Origin of the sequence: Hephaestia sp. MAHUQ-44 (genome assembly GCF_023806085.1) — a bacterium.
Taxonomy (GTDB): Bacteria; Pseudomonadota; Alphaproteobacteria; order Sphingomonadales; family Sphingomonadaceae; genus Sphingomonas.
This window is the reverse complement of record NZ_JAMSLX010000002.1, coordinates 34,261-51,227: the sequence shown is the minus strand read 5'-3', so window position 1 is coordinate 51,227 and position 16,967 is coordinate 34,261. Positions and strand designations below refer to the sequence as shown.

Annotated in this window: 15 protein-coding genes; 1 reads left to right on the top strand and 14 read right to left on the bottom strand. The window is 66.1% G+C overall.

Annotated elements, in window-relative coordinates; genetic code table 11:
- Positions 1–26: 26 nt before the first annotated feature.
- From NFE57_RS02355 to NFE57_RS02305, 11 genes are all read right to left on the bottom strand, one after another.
- Positions 27–815 carry an enoyl-CoA hydratase/isomerase family protein gene (locus tag NFE57_RS02355; protein ID WP_252133967.1) on the bottom strand — a complete coding sequence of 263 codons (789 nt, stop codon included), beginning with the start codon at positions 813–815 and terminating at the stop codon, positions 27–29.
- A complete protein-coding gene (locus NFE57_RS02350) occupies positions 812–1,969 on the bottom strand; it encodes an acyl-CoA dehydrogenase family protein (RefSeq protein ID WP_252133966.1) in 1,158 nt (385 codons plus the stop codon). Before NFE57_RS02350 ends, NFE57_RS02355 begins: the two co-directional genes overlap by 4 nt.
- Positions 1,966–3,108, bottom strand: coding sequence for an acyl-CoA dehydrogenase family protein (locus NFE57_RS02345; RefSeq protein ID WP_252133965.1), 1,143 nt, complete (start codon positions 3,106–3,108; stop codon positions 1,966–1,968). Before NFE57_RS02345 ends, NFE57_RS02350 begins: the two co-directional genes overlap by 4 nt.
- A 65-nt stretch (positions 3,109–3,173) precedes the next feature.
- On the bottom strand, positions 3,174–5,468 hold the full coding sequence (locus NFE57_RS02340) for a TonB-dependent receptor (protein WP_252133964.1): 2,295 nt from the start codon (positions 5,466–5,468) through the stop codon (positions 3,174–3,176).
- A 98-nt stretch (positions 5,469–5,566) separates the two neighbouring features.
- Positions 5,567–6,457, bottom strand: a complete 891-nt coding sequence (locus NFE57_RS02335) for an enoyl-CoA hydratase (protein ID WP_252133963.1) — start codon at positions 6,455–6,457, stop codon at positions 5,567–5,569.
- A complete protein-coding gene (locus tag NFE57_RS02330) occupies positions 6,454–6,876 on the bottom strand; it encodes a hypothetical protein (RefSeq protein ID WP_252133962.1) in 423 nt (140 codons plus the stop codon). The genes NFE57_RS02335 and NFE57_RS02330 overlap by 4 nt, the downstream gene beginning before the upstream one ends.
- 11 nt (positions 6,877–6,887) lie before the next feature.
- Entirely contained in the window at positions 6,888–7,784 is an 897-nt protein-coding gene (locus NFE57_RS02325) for a phytanoyl-CoA dioxygenase family protein (protein WP_252133961.1), read from the bottom strand.
- A 49-nt stretch (positions 7,785–7,833) separates the two neighbouring features.
- Positions 7,834–8,271: a nuclear transport factor 2 family protein gene (locus NFE57_RS02320; RefSeq protein ID WP_252133960.1), complete on the bottom strand. Its 438-nt coding sequence runs from the start codon at positions 8,269–8,271 to the stop codon at positions 7,834–7,836.
- Between the two features lie 11 nt (positions 8,272–8,282).
- Entirely contained in the window at positions 8,283–9,905 is a 1,623-nt protein-coding gene (locus NFE57_RS02315; protein WP_252133959.1) for a long-chain-fatty-acid--CoA ligase, read from the bottom strand.
- The gene (locus tag NFE57_RS02310; RefSeq protein WP_252133958.1) at positions 9,902–11,569 is read right to left on the bottom strand and encodes a long-chain-fatty-acid--CoA ligase; all 1,668 of its coding nucleotides are present in this window, start codon (positions 11,567–11,569) and stop codon (positions 9,902–9,904) included. The genes NFE57_RS02315 and NFE57_RS02310 overlap by 4 nt, the downstream gene beginning before the upstream one ends.
- Positions 11,570–11,577: 8 nt before the next feature.
- Positions 11,578–12,138 (bottom strand): RNA polymerase sigma factor, encoded by a 561-nt coding sequence (locus tag NFE57_RS02305; RefSeq protein ID WP_252133957.1) that lies wholly within the window; start codon positions 12,136–12,138, stop codon positions 11,578–11,580.
- Between the two features lie 162 nt (positions 12,139–12,300).
- On the opposite strand from NFE57_RS02305, the gene NFE57_RS02300 reads away from it, so the two are divergent.
- Positions 12,301–12,936: a TetR/AcrR family transcriptional regulator gene (locus NFE57_RS02300; protein WP_252133956.1), complete on the top strand. Its 636-nt coding sequence runs from the start codon at positions 12,301–12,303 to the stop codon at positions 12,934–12,936.
- Here NFE57_RS02300 and NFE57_RS02295 read toward each other — a convergent pair.
- The 3 genes from NFE57_RS02295 to NFE57_RS02285 are packed head-to-tail and all read right to left on the bottom strand — an operon-like array spanning position 12,890 to position 16,898.
- A complete protein-coding gene (locus NFE57_RS02295) occupies positions 12,890–14,035 on the bottom strand; it encodes a C45 family autoproteolytic acyltransferase/hydrolase (RefSeq protein ID WP_252133955.1) in 1,146 nt (381 codons plus the stop codon). The genes NFE57_RS02300 and NFE57_RS02295 overlap by 47 nt on opposite strands.
- Positions 14,032–15,465: an amidase gene (locus NFE57_RS02290; protein ID WP_252133954.1), complete on the bottom strand. Its 1,434-nt coding sequence runs from the start codon at positions 15,463–15,465 to the stop codon at positions 14,032–14,034. Before NFE57_RS02290 ends, NFE57_RS02295 begins: the two co-directional genes overlap by 4 nt.
- A complete protein-coding gene (locus NFE57_RS02285) occupies positions 15,462–16,898 on the bottom strand; it encodes an MFS transporter (RefSeq protein ID WP_252133953.1) in 1,437 nt (478 codons plus the stop codon). Before NFE57_RS02285 ends, NFE57_RS02290 begins: the two co-directional genes overlap by 4 nt.
- Positions 16,899–16,967 lie beyond the last annotated feature (69 nt).

Below are 16,967 nucleotides of genomic sequence, written 5' to 3'. Positions count from 1 at the left end.
GCGGCGGCAGCTGGCCGGGACGGCGATCACGCTCCGGTAAAGACTGGTGGGCGCTTGGCGATGAAGGCGGCGACGGCCTCGCGATGATCGGCAGTGTTGATCAGCAACACCTGCTGGCGGTCCTCGATCGCCATCGCGGTTTCGAGCGTCGGCGCGGCCGCCGCGAGCGCGGATTTGGTCATCCGCACGCCGAGCGGCGCATTGCGCGCGATATCGGAAGCCGCGCGCAGCCCCCTGTCGTGGAGATCTCGGTCGGCGACGATATCGCCCAACAGGCCGATCGCCATGGCTTCTTCCGCGCCAATCACCCGCCCCGTCAGCATCAGGTCGGCGGCCCGCCCCTCCCCCACGATGCGCGGGAGGAGAAAGCTGATGCCGACGTCCGCGCCGCTCAACCCGATACGGACCGAGGCCACGTTCATCGCGAGCCCGACGGCGCCAATGCGCAGATCGCAGGCCAGCAGCAGCGCGAACCCGAGGCCCGCTGCGACGCCGTGCGCGAGCCCGACGATCGGCGGCGGCGCGGCCCGCATCGCACGGATGAGGCCCGCCGCGCGGGTCTGGACCCCAACCATGGCCGCAGGCGTCGCGTGCGCGAGCATATCGTGCCAATCGGCCAGATCGAGGCCCGCGCAGAAACCGCGTCCGGCGCCCCTGAGCAGCACACATCGCACCTCGGGACGAGCGAGAAGCCCCTTGAAATACGCGGTCAGCGCATCGATCGTCGCCAGATCGAGCGCGTTGAGGCGCCCGACGCGATCAAGGGTCACCGTCTCGATCGCACCGTCGCGGGTGACGGCGAATCCCGGCGTCATAGCGACCGTCCGATGACTTCCTTCATGATCTCGTTGGTGCCCGCGTAGATGCGCGTGATCCGGCTATCCAGCCACAGGCGCGCGATCGGATATTCGAGCATATAGCCGTAACCGCCATGCAACTGTAGGCAATCGTCGATCACCCGGTTTTGCAGGTCGGTCGTCCAGTATTTCGCCATCGCCGCCTGCGCCTCGTCGAGCGAAGCGTCGGCGAAGCGGAGAATGCATTCCTCCACGAAGATGCGCGCAACATCGACATCGGTCCGTGCCTCGGCCAGCTTGAAGCGCGAGTTCTGGAAATCCAGAATCGAGCGGCCGAACGCCTTGCGATCCCGCGTATATGCGAGCGTGTGCTCGATCGCCTGCTCGGCCATCGCGACCGCGCTGACGGCGGTGAGCAGACGCTCCTCGATCAGCCGTTCACGCAACATCGCAAACCCGCCGCCCTCCGCACCGAGCAAGGCGTCGGCGGGAAGCCGCACGTCGTCGAAAAACAATTCGGCGGTATCGGCGGCCCATTGCCCGACCTTTTCAAGCGGCGCGCTGCGGCGCAAGCCGTCGAGACCGTCGGCTTCGACCGCGAACAGGCTGATCCCCGCGTCGGTCTGCGCGGCAAGCACGATCAGGTTCGCGCAGCAGCCGTGCGAGATGAAGGTCTTGGCCCCGTTGACCACCCAATCCGTCCCATCGCGGCGTGCCCGCGTCCGCATCCCCCGAAGGTCGCTGCCCGCGCCCGGTTCGGTCATCGCGATGGCCGCAATCCAGTCCCCCGAGGCAAGCCGGGGGAGCAGACGCGCTTGCTGCGCTGCCGTCCCATAATGCGCGATGTAGGGCGCAACGATATCCGAATGGAGAGAAAACATCGGCGCGACGACATCAGCCCGCACCTGTTCCTCGATCAGCGCGATCGAGCACAGGATGTCACCGCCGGACCCGCCGAGTTCGACCGGGAGACGCGGACACAATAGCCCAAGCTCACCGGCGCGGCGCCAGATCGCGGCAGGCACCATGCCATCGCTCTCCCATGCCTCGCGATGGGGCTGGCATTCGTCGATAAAGAAGCGGCGGGCGGTGGCGCGCAGCATCTCATGCTCGGGCAGCCAGTCGAGGCGCGAGGCACTGGCGAGCCCGTCACAGGTTGTCGCGTGGGTCATAATGCCCGTCCGATCAGGTCTTTCATCACCTCGGTTGCACCACCGGCGATGCGGCCGAGGCGCGCATCCGCCCAGCGATCGGCGATCGGCATGTCCTTCATATAGCCGTAGCCGCCGTACAATTGCAGGCAGGCGTCAGTCACCTCGCAGCACCGTTCGGTCGTCCAGTATTTGACCATCGCGCCGTGTCGTGCATCGAACCGCCCCTCAACGAACAGATCAAGCGCACGCAGGAGATAGGTGCGCGCGAGCGTGGCCAGCGTCCGGCAGCGTGCCAGTTCGAAGCGGATATGCTGGTGCTCGATCAGCTTCTTGCCGAACGTCTCACGTTGCTTCGCATAGGCCACCGCCTCGTCGACCGCACATTCCATCGTCGCGACCGCCGACATCGCCATGATCAATCGCTCCTCCGGAAGGCGATCCATCAACTGATAGAAGCCCTGCCCTTCGACCCCGCCCAGCAGCTGCCCGCCGCCGAGCCGTACGCCGTCGAAGAACAGCTCCGACGTGTCCTGCGCCTTGACGCCGATCTTGCGGAGATTGCGGCCCAGGGCGAAACCGGTCGCATCGGCCGTGTCGAGCAGGAACAGGCTGATGCCGCGCGCGCGCGCGGCAGGATCGGTCTTCGCGGCGACCACGATCAGATCGGCGTTCTGCGCGTTGCTGATGAAGGTCTTGCGTCCGTCGAGGATATAGTCGTCGCCGTCGCGCCTGGCGCGCGTGGTGATCGCCTGGAGATCGCTGCCGGCGCCCGGTTCGGTCATCGCGATCGCCGCGACGATCGCCCCCGTCGCCATCCCCGGCAGATAGCGCCGGCGCTGCGCCGGGGTACCGTAGCGTTCGATATAGGGCGCGATGATGTCACTGTGCAGGTAAAAGGCGAGTTCGCCGAAATTGGCGCGCGTCTGTTCTTCCATCACCACCAGGCAATGATAGATGTCGCCCCCCGCCCCCCCGTATTCGGGGCTTACCTTGGTGCAGAGGATCCCGGCCTCACCGGCGCGCTCCCAAAGCGCGCGCGACGTCTTGAGCGCCGCGCGCCACGCGGCGCGGTGCGGCAGGCACTCGCGCACGATGAAACGGCGAACGCTCTCACGAAAGGCCTCGTGCTCGGGCGTATAATGGACTGAATCGATCATGCAGGACCCGCTGGCTCACGCGCGGCGGCGAGCGGGAGGCCGGGCCCCACGCTCGCCGCCGGTCGTTAGAAGTTGACGCGCAACTCGGCGCCGAACGTCCGGCCGAACCCGGCATTGCGCGTCGTGATCGTCGCGTTCGGGAATGGGAAGCTGGACCCGATCCCCAGCCGCTTGACGTCAGCAAGGTTGCGTCCCCACAGATAGACGCCCCATTGGCCGTCGGCCCGCTGCACGCCAAGCCGGCTGTTGATCGTGGTCAACCCCTCGCTGATCACGAACACATTGGTGTTCGGCTGGTTGTACGTCTCGCCGCGATGGTTGACGTCGCCCCGCACCGTCAGCTCGAAATCGCTCGAGACGGCAGCGGTATATTGCGCGCCCGTGCTCCACGTCCATTTGGGCAGGTTCGGGAAATGGCGCCCCTCGAGCGAATTGCCCGGAAAATCGGTGTAGCGCGTGTCGAGATACCCCAGATTGGCGTCGAGCGAGAGCCCGGCCACCGGCTGCGCGCTGATCTCAACCTCCATCCCCTTGCTGCGCGCATTGGCGGCGTTGCGGATCAGGAACGACAGCCCGGTGAAAATCTGCTCCTGCTTGTCACGCCAGTCCATGAGGAAAGCCGCGATGTTGAAGCGCACCTTATGGCCGAACAGATAAGATTTGAATCCGGCCTCGTAATTGTCGACGGTTTCGGGGTCGAACCCCAGCCGATCGGTCGCCCCGAACGGCGGCGAGATCACGTCGGTCTGGAAACCGCCCGCCTTGAACCCCCGGCTGAACCGCAGATAGCCGACATGGTCGGGCGAGAAGGCGTAGCTCAGGCTCGCGTCGCCGGTCAGCCGGTTATCGGTATAGCGTTCGCGCCGCTCGGGGATCGCGACCGCGAAATTCGGAATGATCGATCCGCCCAGCCCGCCGCTATAGACCTGCGTATGGCGCTGTTCGTAAGTGAGATCCTTGCGCTCGTGCGTGTAGCGCAGCCCGGCCGTCAGGCTCAGCCGATCGGTGAGCTTGTACGTCGTCGATCCGAACAGCGCCCAACTCGACCCGTCGATCCGCGAATCGGTGCGCGCCTGCTCGCCGCCATAACCGGGGAACACCACGCCCGCGAGGTCACCCACGAGCAATAGCGGCATATCGTCACCCAGGGCGATACGACGATGGTTCCGGGTGTCTTCGGCATAATAATAGAAGCCGGTGATCCAGCTGAGCGCGCCCGACCCGGTCGAGGTAAGCCGCAGTTCCTGGCTGAAATTGGTGCCGTTCTCCTGCCGGCCGACCTCGAACGCGTCGATCGGCAGGCCGTCCGAATCGTCGTTGAAATCGGACGTATAGCGGCGCCATGCGGTGATCGAGGTCAGCATCGCCGGGCCCATGTCGATGTCGAACCGGCCGGAGAACCCATAAAGCTCCCGCCGCGCGAATTCGGGGGCATTGAGCTGGACGATATTGTCGCTCGCGTCCTGGGGCGGGATGCCCGCGAACGCGGGCAAAGCGGCGAGCGTCACCGGCCCCGTCTCGAGCGCCGTCGTCCCTTCTTCGCCGAAATAATCGGCGCTCAACCGCAAGGTCACCGCCGGGCTGATGTTGGCGACCACGACCGCGCGTGCGCCGTCGGAATTGAGATCGTTGAGCTTCTCGCCGGTCGTCGTATTGCGAATGAAGCCATCGCGCTGGCGGTGGACGCCCGAAAGCCGGATCAGCAGCTTGTCCTCGACGATCGCGCCGCCCAGGCTTCCGCGCGCCTGGACGAAATTGTAGTTTCCGTAATTCAGGTCGCCCGAAAAGCCGAACGCGTTGGTCGGATCACGCGTGACGATATTGATCGCGCCGCCGATCGTGTTCTTGCCGTAGAGCGTGCCCTGCGGCCCCCGCAGCACTTCCACCCGCTCGATATCGTTCAGGATCGTGTTGAACGTGGGATCGCGCCCCTGATAGACTTCGTCGACATACACGCCGATCGCCGGCGGGAAGCCGGCATTGATGTTCGACTGCGAACTGACGCCGCGGATCGCGATCCCCGGCGAGTTGGTGCCGGGCGTGAACTGCACGTTGGGAACCTTCGTACCGACGTCGATCAGGAACGACGCGCTGAGATTCTCCACCATCCGGGCATCGAACGCGGTCACCGACAGCGGTACGTCGATGTCGCGTTCGGCCCGGCGCTGGGCGGTGACGATGATGGCGCCGACCGTATCCTGGCGGGCCGCATCAACCTGATCGGACGGCGTCGGCGCGTCGTCCTGCGCCGGGGTCGTTTGTGCCCCTGCCGGCGCGGCGGCGAACGCCAGTGCCGAAGTTCCACCGAGCAACGCAAGGCACGCCCAGCGGCGCGTCGCGGCGATCATATCGGAAACCATCTTCCCCTCCCCATAGCATCGCGGTTTTTTCTCCGCCTTCCCGTAGAGACACGTACCGCGCGCAAACCCACCAGCGCCGGCCCGCCCGATCGCCGCGGTTATTTCTCGTCGGCCTCCGGCGCCCGAAACGGTTCCTCGCCGGGCGCGTATTTCTTCGCCACGCTGGCATGGATCCCGGCCGGATCGACCGGCAGGCCGTGGACCTCCATCGCATGGCTGTGCGCCAGATGGTGGAGCGCGAAGGCGATCTGGTTGGCCGCGTGGCGCCCCTGCGCGTCGATCGCGCCGTTGACCGCCTGCTTGACCATCTTGGTCGCGAAACTGGGCTGGCGCGCGATCTGGCGCGCGAGCGCGAGGGTCTCCTCAGCCAGCGCGGCGGCCGGCACGACGCGGTTGACGAACCCGAGCGCCCGCGCCTCCTCGGCGGCAATCGGATCGCCGGTCAGCAGCATCTCCTTGGCCTTGCGCGCGGGCATTTCCCAGGGATGCGCGAACCATTCGACCCCTGCGATTCCCATCGCGACGGTCACATCCTGGAATTGCGCATCCTGCGCCGCCACGATCAGATCGCACGGCCAGCACAGCAGGAGCCCGCCCGACACGCATTTGCCCTGCACCGCCGCGATCGTGATCTTGGGCAGGTTGCGCCAGCGTTCGCAGAAACCGGTGTAGATCTCCTCTTCGCGCGACATCCGTCCTTCGGCCCCCGGCCGGTGATGCTGCTGAAACGGCGTGACCGGCGCGAACCCATCCTGATTGGCGAGATGATCGCGCTCGCGAATGTCGTGCCCGGCAGAGAAATGCTTGCCGTTGGCGGCGAGAATGATGACGCGAACGTCGTCCTCCGCCGCCGCCCGGTCGAACGCGGCGTTCAACTCGTACAGGAAGCGTGTGTCCTGCGCATTGGCCCGCTCACCGCGATCCATAACGATCCGCGCCACGCCCGCGTCGGGCCGTTCGTACCGGATATGGACAGGCTCCGTCGTCACGCCGTGATCTCCGCGAGGTCGTTGTGCATGCCGTGGAACACCGCCGGCACCAGCGCTGGATCACCCGTCGACACGAGCTTGCCGGACGCCGCGCCTTCGGCCTGAAGCGCGCGATAATCGGCGAGCGTCGCTTCCTCGATCTTCATCCGCGCAAGGCGCAGGACGAAATCGTAATCGGCGATGGTCTTGAGATCGGCGGTCGGGATCTCGCCATCATGGAACGCGACCGTGCCGTCCGCGATGCGACAATGCCAGGCGATCCGGCCGGTGCCGTCCGCGTCGAGATGCGGCGGCACAGCGGTGAACACCTCGCAGATCGACAGACGGAGACCGGGATCGGCCAGTGTCGTGTAGCGTTCGAGCAGCGCCTTGAGCCGCGCGTGCCATTCGGGGCCCGCAAATTCGATCTTGTCGCGCATCGCGCCTCTCCTCATCCGTGCTGCGATTGATAGGCTGGCCGCACCGCGAGCAGCCGTTCGAGCTTGGGCCCTTCGGCGCGATAGCCCTGCCAGGCCTCGCGGCCGATGATCCGGGCAAATTCGGGCCCGTATCGCGCCACTTCATCGTCGGGCATGTCGTCGTAGCGCTCCGCCGGAAAAACGTAGTTGCGGCAGAAGGCGACGACGACATGCGCGCGGGCGGCATCGGTCGTCTTGGGATAGGTGCAATGCCAGGTATTGCCCGTGAACACGATCAGCGACCCCGGCTCGGCACACACCGGCACACACAGCCCCTCCTCAAGCGCGCCGCCGATGAAGCCGGGTTGCTCGGTCGCCACGGGATGGCGGCACCAGCGATGGCTGCCCGGCACCATCCCGAAGGTGCCGTTCTCGACGGTGTAATCGGACAGCACCCAGCTGATGTTGCAGATCGAGCTGTACGCGGGGAGCGGCGTCGGCACGCCGACGCTGTCGGTATGCATCGGCGTCGACCGCGCCGGCCCCGGCTTGTAGAATGCGACCATACTCGACAGGCGGAAGCTCTGGCCCATCATATAGGCGCCCATGATCCTCGTGACCGGGTTCATCATCGTCTCGACGAACAGCGGATCACGACGCAACAGGTTGAAGAGCTGGCGCCCGTCGGCGGGCTTGGTGGCGTTGTGTTTTTCGAGTTCCACGGCCCCCGCATTCTCATCCGCGGCAATCTCGACCACGCGATCGAGCAGGCGTGCCGCGAAGTCGCGCGGGGCGCCGGTCTTGTCCGGCGGGATCACCGTAAAACCGAACGCCTCGAGCTCGGCAAGGTTGGTTTCGAGCCCGTATTCACGCGCCTGGCGATAGGTCTCGTCCATCCCCGCCATCGATTTCCAGGTACCGATCTCCATCATCTGCTCCTCTCGAATGACATGGCGGCATGTGGCCGTGGCACCGCCATCACGCGGCCGACCTGAAGACACGCGTCAGCCGCCGTTCCCGGAACCGCCACCCGGCAGCGGTCAAAGCGAAACGATCGGCATACTCACCGACGGTCGCGGGCGGCCGGGTTTCGTGCACGCCGTCGGCACCGGCCGGATTGGGATCGTTGTAGACGACCAGATAGCAGCCGCCCTCGGCGGTATCGGCCCCGGTTAGCGTGATATATTGGTTGGTGATCACATGGCGCATCGTGACGCCGCTCGCCGCAAGGGCGACCAGCGATGCGTGGATCGCTTCCTGCCCCGCGAACGGCGGATATTCGGGAATGTGGATCGACGCATCCGCGGTGAACAGCGCGGTAAAGCCCTCGGCATCGCCCAGATCGGCGGTGCGTGCATAAGCGATCTGCAATTTCGCGCATTCGTGCTCGGCCACCAATCGTTCCAGCGACACCATCGTGCTGCTCCTCAATTCACGTTGCGGTCGCGGCCCGCCCAATAGCGGTCACGCAGCGAATTTTTTGTCACCTTGCCGGTGGCGTTGCGCGGCAGCGCATCGATGAAATCGATCGATTTTGGCAGTTTGTAGCCGGCGATCCGTGCGCGTACCCAGGCGATCAGATCGGCGGGATCGGGCGTGGCACCACCGATTGGGACGACAATGGCCTTCACCGCCTCGCCCCATTTGGGATCCGGAACGCCGATCACCGCGACCTCGCGAACCTGCGGGTGCAACGCCAGCGCCGCCTCGACCTCGGCGGGGTACACATTCTCCCCGCCGGTGACGATCATGTCCTTGATGCGATCGGTAATGAACAGATAGCCGTCAGCGTCGAGATAGCCGGCGTCGCCGCTGCGGAACCACCCGTCGGCATCGAGGATACGCGCCGTCTCGGCGGCCTGCTGCCAGTAACCACACATGATCGCGGGCGTCTTGAGGCAGATCTCGCCCACCGCGCCGGGTCCCAACACGCGCGCGCTTTCAGGATCGAGGATCTTGACCGAGACCCCCGGCAACGGCTTGCCCGCCGAGCGCATCCGCGGGCTCCCCACCACATGATCAGCCGGCGGAAGACAGCTCACCCCGCCGCAGGTCTCGGTCAGACCATACATCTGGACGAAGGCACACCCGAACGCGGCCACCGCGCGCTCGAGCAGTTCGGCGGAAATGGGGGCCGCGCCGTACATGAAATAGCGCATCGAGGCGAAGTCTTCCCGGCGGAGACCGGGATAATCGGTGATGGCCTGGATCGTCGCGGGGACGAGGACCGTTTTCGAGACGCGAAACTGCCGGATCGCGTCGATCACGCCCTCATTCGTGAATTCGTCGAGCACCACGGTATGGGCACCGGCATATGCCGCGATCATTCCCCAGCCCGATCCACTGATGTGGAAGATCGGCAACGCCACCAGCGCGATGTCGTCCGCCGACCAGCTGATCCACGCGAAGTCCTCGCCAAATTGATCGGGATACGCGGCCGCGTGTTCGTTGAACGCGTACAGCGCCCGGTGCGGCAGCACGACTCCCTTCGGCCGCGCGGTCGTCCCGCTGGTATAAAGCTGGATGCACGGATCGTCGGCGGCGACCGGCACCACGACCTCGATCTCCGACCCGGCATCGCGCCATCCCTCGTAATCGGCCACCCCCTCGACCGGCGCGATTGCGTAGACCGGCCGATCGTCCGTCAGGTCCGCCAGGGCCGCGCCCGTTTCGTCGACGAACAGGATCTTTGCCGCCGAATCGGCCAGGATCTCGACGATTTCGGGCGCAGCCAGCCGCCAGTTGATCGGCACCATCACCGCACCGACCCGAAACGCACCGAACAGGAGTTCGAAATAGCGATCGGAGTTCTTGCCAAGATAGGCGATGCGGTGCCCCTTGCCGACGCCGCTGGCCGCGAGCGCCCCGGCAACGCGCGCGGTATGGCGATCAAATTCGGCCCAGTTCGTCTGGCGCCCCTCGAAGGAGAAAGCTGGCTGATCGCCGCGTAGGCGCCCGTGAAGGCGGGGCGCATCCCCCAGCGAGACGATCTCCGGGAAATGGATGAGCGGGGAGTGTCCCGCCCGCGTCGCTTGTCCTGCCGCGGTCATAACCCTTCCTCCCCACCCGCCCCGTGCGCCGGCATCGCGTCGCGCCGGTCATGCGCGCGGCGCAGCGCCTTCTTGTCGATCTTGCCCGTCGCCGTCTGCGGCAGCGCCTCGACGATCAGGATATCGTCGGGATGCTGCCAGCGCGGCAGCGCCGTGTCGAACGCCACGGCAAAAGCGGCACGATCGATCGTCGCGCCGGGCTGCGCCACAACCAGCAGCAACGGCCGCTCCTGCCATCGCGAATGCGCAACGGCGATGGCGGCGGCCTGTGAGACACCAGGTACCATGAGCGCCGCGCGTTCGATCGCGGCCGAACTGATCCATTCGCCGCCCGATTTGATGAGATCCTTCGATCGGTCGACGATCGCGATCGCCCCATGCGCGTCGATCGTGCCGACATCCCCGGTCGGGAGCCATCCTGCGGCGTCGCGCACCGCACCGCCCTCGTCGCCATAATAACCGGCGGCGACGCACGGGCCGCGCACCCAGATTTCGCCCGGCGTCTCGCCATCGGCCACCACCTCGCCCCCGCCCTCGCCGCGCACACTGACCTCGAGCGGATAGAGCAGCCGCCCCGCGCGCGCGGCGCTCAACCGCTCGCGCTCGGCTTCGGGCAAGGCGTCCAGCGCAGGCGTTGTCCCCGAGAACGACCCCAGCGGGCTCAGTTCGGTCATCCCCCAACCGGTGACCGCCATCACACCATGATCGTCGCGGAGCCGTTGCGCGATCCGCGCGGGCATCGCGGACCCGCCGATCAAGGCGCGGCGCAGCGGCCGGAGCGACCCATGCGCGGCCGCGAGATGGTCGAGAATATCGGTCCAGACCGTCGGCACGCCCATTGCCAGCGTCGCCCGCTCGGCCGCGATCAGGCGCACATGCGCGGCGGCATCCGGCGATGGTCCGGGCAGCAGCAGCTTGGCCCCGGCCAGCGCCGCGACATAGGGAATACCCCAGCCAAAGGCGTGGTACATCGGCACGATGAGGAGCACGCATTCTTGCGGCGTCAGCGCGAAGGCGCAGGCCGATTGGGCCGCCAGCGCGTGGATAACGGTGGAGCGGTGCGAGGTGAGCACGCCCTTGGGATGCCCGGTGGTGCCGCTGGTATAGCATAGCAACGCCGCGGCGCGCTCGTCGAGATCGGGCCACTCATAATCCTCGTCGGCGAGCAACGCTTCATAGCCGATCAACGGCAGGCTCGACTCGATCGGCAGGTCACCGAGCACAACGAAATGCTCGACCGTTTCGAGCCGCGGGGCGATCCGCTCGACCAGCACGCGCAGATCCGGGTCAAAGGCCAATACCCGGTCGGCGGCATGGTTGAGGATATAGACGATCTGGTCGTCGCCGAAGCGCGGGTTGACGGTGTGCAACACCGCACCGGAACCCGGGACGCCGTAGAACAATTCGAGATGGCGATAGCTGTTGCTCGCGAGACTCGCGACGCGATCGCCTTCGCTGATACCAAGACGTGCCAAGCCATGCGCCAGACGCCGCGCCCGCACCTCGACGCGCGCATAAGTGGTCCGCTCCAACGCCCCCGACGGTTCGCGAGAGACGATTTCATGCCGCGCGCTGATCCTGGCCGCGTGGCGCACCATCCCGGCGATCAGCAGGGGCTCTTCCTGCATCAAGCCCGGGAGCACCGGCGAGGGGGGCGGCGACATCGCGGCGCCTATGCGGCCAGCGGCCGCACGTCGGCATGCCAGGCCGTCAGCGCCTCGATGCACGCCTTCTTCCCTTTGACGACGTGCTTTTCGAGCGTGCTCACCGAAAGGTCGAGCCGACGCGCCATTTCCTTGTACGACAACCCCTCCACGGCGCGCAGTTCGATCACTTCGCGACAACGCGGCGGCAACGCCTTGATGGCCTCGTTATAGGCGTCCTCACGCTCGCGATCGAGCAGATAATCCTCCGCCGTCCCGGCATCGCAGGCAAAGCGGTCACCGTCGGCAAGCGGCACGTCGGCCCGGTCGAGCGGGTTGGTCGAGCGGGATCGGATGCGGTTCAGGGCCAGCCGCCAACCCGTCCGGAACAACACCGCGCACGGATCGTGATACCGGGTGAGGTCGCTGCGGTAGAGCCGCACGAAGGCATCGTTGGCGATCTCGTCGGCATCGGCAACCGAGCCCAGCACGCGCGCGATATAGCTGCGCAGCCGATGGATATGATCGCGGTAAAGCGCCTCGATCAGGGCGTCATGGGCGGCACCGGCGCCGTTCGGACGGCGCGCCACGCCTCGCTTGCTCCGCTCTCGCATGCCTCTCCACCCCCACCATCCATATACTTGGTCGATATTTTTACCGACTAGTCGAATGATAATCCCATTGGTTGATCGATTGTCAAGTGCTAGGGGGTCAAAATCGGCGCACCCAACGTCCGCCAATCGGAGTATCGGATGACGAAGGTGAAAAAACGTGCGTGGGGAGAGCAAGTACCGAACCGGGATGAGCGGTTCGAGCTCAAGCGACAGGTGGTATTGCGTACCGCGGCCCGAACCTACAGCCAGAATGGATTCCACGAAACCACCCTGGCCGACATCGCGGACGAGCTCAATGTTTCCAAGCCGGCACTTTATTATTACTTCCGGAGCAAGGACGACATCCTCTTCGAATGTCATCGATTGGCAATCGAAGCGATCACCAATAGCGACGATCCGATGCCAGGCCGCACCGATGCCGACGGCCGAAGCCGCCTCGAAGAGTTCCTGAAACGCTATGTTCGGATGGTCGTCGACGATTTCGGAACCTGCCTGGTGATGACGGGCGTCAATACGCTCGAGCCGCAAAACCGGGCATCGGTAGTCGAAGGGCACCGCCAGATCGACGCCATGCTCCGCGACATCCTGGAGCATGGTAATGACGACCGCACGCTGCTGTGCCCCGATCCCAAAATCAGCGCCATGTTCATCTTCGGCGCGATGAACTGGATCCCGCGCTGGTTCCACGCCGAGGGCTCGATGACCCTCGACGCCGTCACCGCGAAACTCATCGACTTCGTTCTCCGGGCGATCGGTCCGCAGCCGACGGGCTGAGTTCGAACACCCGCATCGCGGTACAATGGCCGGGGCCACTGGCGAGGTGCCAGCGCGGGCGATCGCGCGCGAGTTCGAAGACGCTGCAGGCGAGCGTAAAGCCGATCGCCCGATCGTCGCCGTTGCTGCCGCCGCGCGATACCGGATAATCGGGATCGTCGCGGGCGCTGAGAACCGCCTTGAGATCGTCCACCCCCAACATCGCCGCGTCGGCGTTGTGGAGCCGCTGATGGAGCGAAGCGAGGCGGAGATACGAACTGCGCGACGGTTGCGGCCGCGCATCTGCCGCCCGCGCCCGCGCCGCGAGATCGGTGCAGGTCACCGGATGATTGGTGTGATAGACCGGGGTCGATCCGCCCGGGCTGGTCACCATGGCGTGTCCCGACCGTTCGATCATCACCACGCCGTCTGGATCGCCCATCACCCAGTTGATTCCGGTCGCCGGCGGCGTACGCTCGACGAGCGCACACGCCTCCGCCAGAGTCTTCGATTCGAGCAGCAGGCGATAGAGCGCATAGATCGGCAGCCCCTCGGGGTTGGGCCGAAGCTGATTGACCGTGTTGTCGCACACCGCGAAACCGTGGCTGTTCATGCCGTTCAGCGACAGCATGCCCGGCACGGACAGAGCCATGATCTCCCCGGTGCCGTCGGCAGTCGGGCAGCGCAGCAAGATCTGGTAGCCGTCGAGATATTGGGCGAGATCGAGATTCTGCGCGATCAGCGCGGGGCGGGACGTGGACGGCGGCAGGATGATCGTGCTGCACGCCTCGGCGGCAAATGCCGGGCCCAGCTCGAATTCCTCGTTGACATGCTGGAACGCCAACAGATCATCGACCGGCACGCCGGCGCCCTCCGCGATTCCGCGGACCTCGGCGATCAGATCGGGCGCGAGCAGCTCGGTTGTCGCGACATAATGTGTGGTGGCGTGGAAACGCTCCACATAGCGCTCCCGGCTGACGCCATAGGTCGATTCCAGCCCGTCCCCCCAGCGGTCGAGCAACGCGACGATTTGGCTCCGCAACGTCTCGCCGTGGACGTGCCCGCGGCGGCGCGGATCGCCGCCGGGGAGATCGAGGATTGTCAGCTCGTCGGTGTTCATGATGCAAAGGGCTCCGTCGGGGTACGATCAAACCAGGGTTGGGCGGCTTCGAGTTGAGCGGCCAGCCGAAGCAGCACGGCTTCGTGCCCCGCCGGCGCGGCGAATTGCACGCCCACCGGCAGGCCGCCCGCGCTCCAGTGCAGCGGCACGCTCATCGCCGGCATTCCCGCCACGTTGAACGGCTGGGTATTGGGGATGAAGCGATACAGCCGTTCGCCATAATCGCTGAGATCGCCGGCATTCGTGTCGATGCTCCCCACGGCGACGGGCGGGCTGCCGTTGTTCGCCAGAAGCAGGACATCGTATCGCGCCATCGCTGCCGCAAAGCGCCGGACGATCGTGTTGATCGTCTGTTGCGCAAGCACATATTCGCTCGCCGACTTACCCTTATATTCCTCGTAGATGCTCCAGGTCAGTCGCTCGACTTCATCCTCATCGATCGGCCGCCCGCGCGCCGCCGCTTCGGCCTCGAGCGTCGCGGCGACCGACGTGCAGACGGTGGTGTTCGCAGCGACCGCCAGGCCGACGAAATCGACATCGAGAACCGCTTCCTCGACCTCGTGGCCAAGCGTCTCGCACAATCTGGCGGCATGCATCACCCCGGCGACGCATTCGGGATCAAGCGTGCCGTGGATCAGCGCGCGTGTCGTATAGCCGATCCGCAGCGTGCCGGGATCGCGACCGACCTCGGAGAAGAACGGGCGTTCGGGCTCGGCCGCCGCATAAAGGTCGCCGGGGCGCGGGCCGCTGCACAGGTCGAGCAGCAGCGCGCTGTCGCGGACCGAGCGCGTGAGCGCGTGCTGAACCGCGAGCCCGCCCCACCCGTCCGCATCGGGGGCGATCGATATCCGGCCGCGCGACGGCTTGAGCCCGAACAAGGCGCAACACGATGCCGGGGTGCGGATCGAGCCGCCGCCGTCGCTTGCGTGCGCTGCAGGAACGATCCCCGCCGCCACTGCCGCCGCCGCACCGCCCGACGAGCCGCCGCAGGTGTGGCCGAGCGACCAGGGATTGCGGGTGATCCCCCTCGCCACGGGTTCGGTGACGGTCGCGAGTCCGAATTCGGGCGTATTGGTCTTGGCGAATAGCGTGAGCCCGGCGCGGCGATACGATGCGATCAACTCGCTGTCGTAATCGTACGCTCGCCCCCGGAAGAGGCGCGATCCGGCGCCGGTCGCGATCCCCTTCATCTTGACGGTGATGTCCTTGATCGGAAACGGCACCCCGCGCAGCGCGCCGTCGGGCAAGCCATCGGCGATCGCCGCGCGCGCGTCTGCCTCCAGATCCTCGATCAAGGCGTTGAGCGTCGGATTGACCGCGGCGGCGCGGGCCAACGCGGCATCGAGCAACTCGTCGGGAGACACCTGCCGCGTCCGCACCAGCGCGGCGAGGCCCACCGCATCATATTGGCGATAGTCGTCGAAATTCATGCTGGAAGTTCCTCAAGCCGTTGCTGGGACAAAGGGGGGGACTGGTCGCCCGGCGCCTGGCGTTCGGCACGCGCGCGGCGCGTGTCGAGGCGGGCGCGGATGATCCGATGGCGGCGTGCATCGATCGGAAACCGCAGCAACAGCAGGGCGCCGATCAGATAAAAAGGCAGCGGCCCGAAACAATATACGTAACGGAGCGCCTGAAGCGCCTCGGGCGAATTGGGGCCGCCGGGCGTGAAACCCAGCCACTCGATCAGCGGCAGCGTGGCGGCAAGGCCGATCGCGGGCGATATCTGCTGCGCGAACGCCCAAACCCCGAAAAAAAGCCCCCCGCGCTGCTCGCCGTTCTTCATCGTATCATAATCGATGACGTCGCCCATGATCCCGACCGGCAACGTCAGGAACGCCGCGCTCGCCGCTCCGAGCACCGCCATCAGCGCCAGGAACCAATAGCCGTCGCCGGGGCGCAGCATGAAGGCGAACACCGCCGAACCGAGCACCGCGATCATGAGCGAGATCCCCGCCGCGCGATGTTTCCCGATACGGCCGCTGATGCGCACCCAGACCGGTACAAACAGCAAGACGCAGAGGAACGACAGACCGAGCACCGGGCCCACCAGCGCGGGCTGGCCAAGATAATGCGAGATGAAGAACACCAGCAGCGTGTTGGTAATCGACACGCCGATCGTTAGCACGGTGAAGGCGATACACAGCAAACGGAACGGCAGGTTGGCATATACCTGCGCCAGCATCGTGCGAAGCGGTTGCGGCGCCGCGGTCGAGATCGGCATAGGCGAATCGGGAACCGAGCGAATGGCGATCCAGACCGCCGGCGGGGTCAACAGCAAGACGCCCCAGCCGATGATCGACATCGTGAAACGATCGATGCCGTGCCCCCAGATCGCGGTGATCGACGGCACCCCCGCGGCGATCAACGTACCGATCAGCGTCGCGGTCTCGCGGAACCCCGCGAGGCGTGCGCGACCGTGATAGCTCCGCACGACTTCGGCGCCCCAGGCCGAATACGCCACGCCCAGCATCGACGCCCCGAGGTAGATCGTCACCATCGCGACCATCAGGTACCAGCCGGTGACACTCGACGGCGGCAGGAACACCATGGCCGCGCCACCCATCATCAGGGGGGCGCCCGCCATCATCCAAGGGCGACGGCGGCCCCAGCGCGTCCGCGTCCTGTCGGACCACCGTCCGAGCAGGGGATCGATCACGAAATCGAAAATCCGCGCCGCGAACAGAAACAGCGCCATCGAGGTCAGGCTCAGCCCGAGGTGCTGCGCATAAAAGGGCGGCACCAGGATCGGCAGCGGCAGATAGAGAAACGCGACCGGAATCGCCGGCAGGGCATAAGCCGCCATCCGCCATGGCGACAATTCCGCCGCGTCCATGTCGGGTCCCGGCCTAGCGCGGCGAAACATGGCCACCCATCCTGGCCGAGCCCACACGGCCTCGTGATGCGGCGGGATGCGCGCATCCTGCGCCGCGCG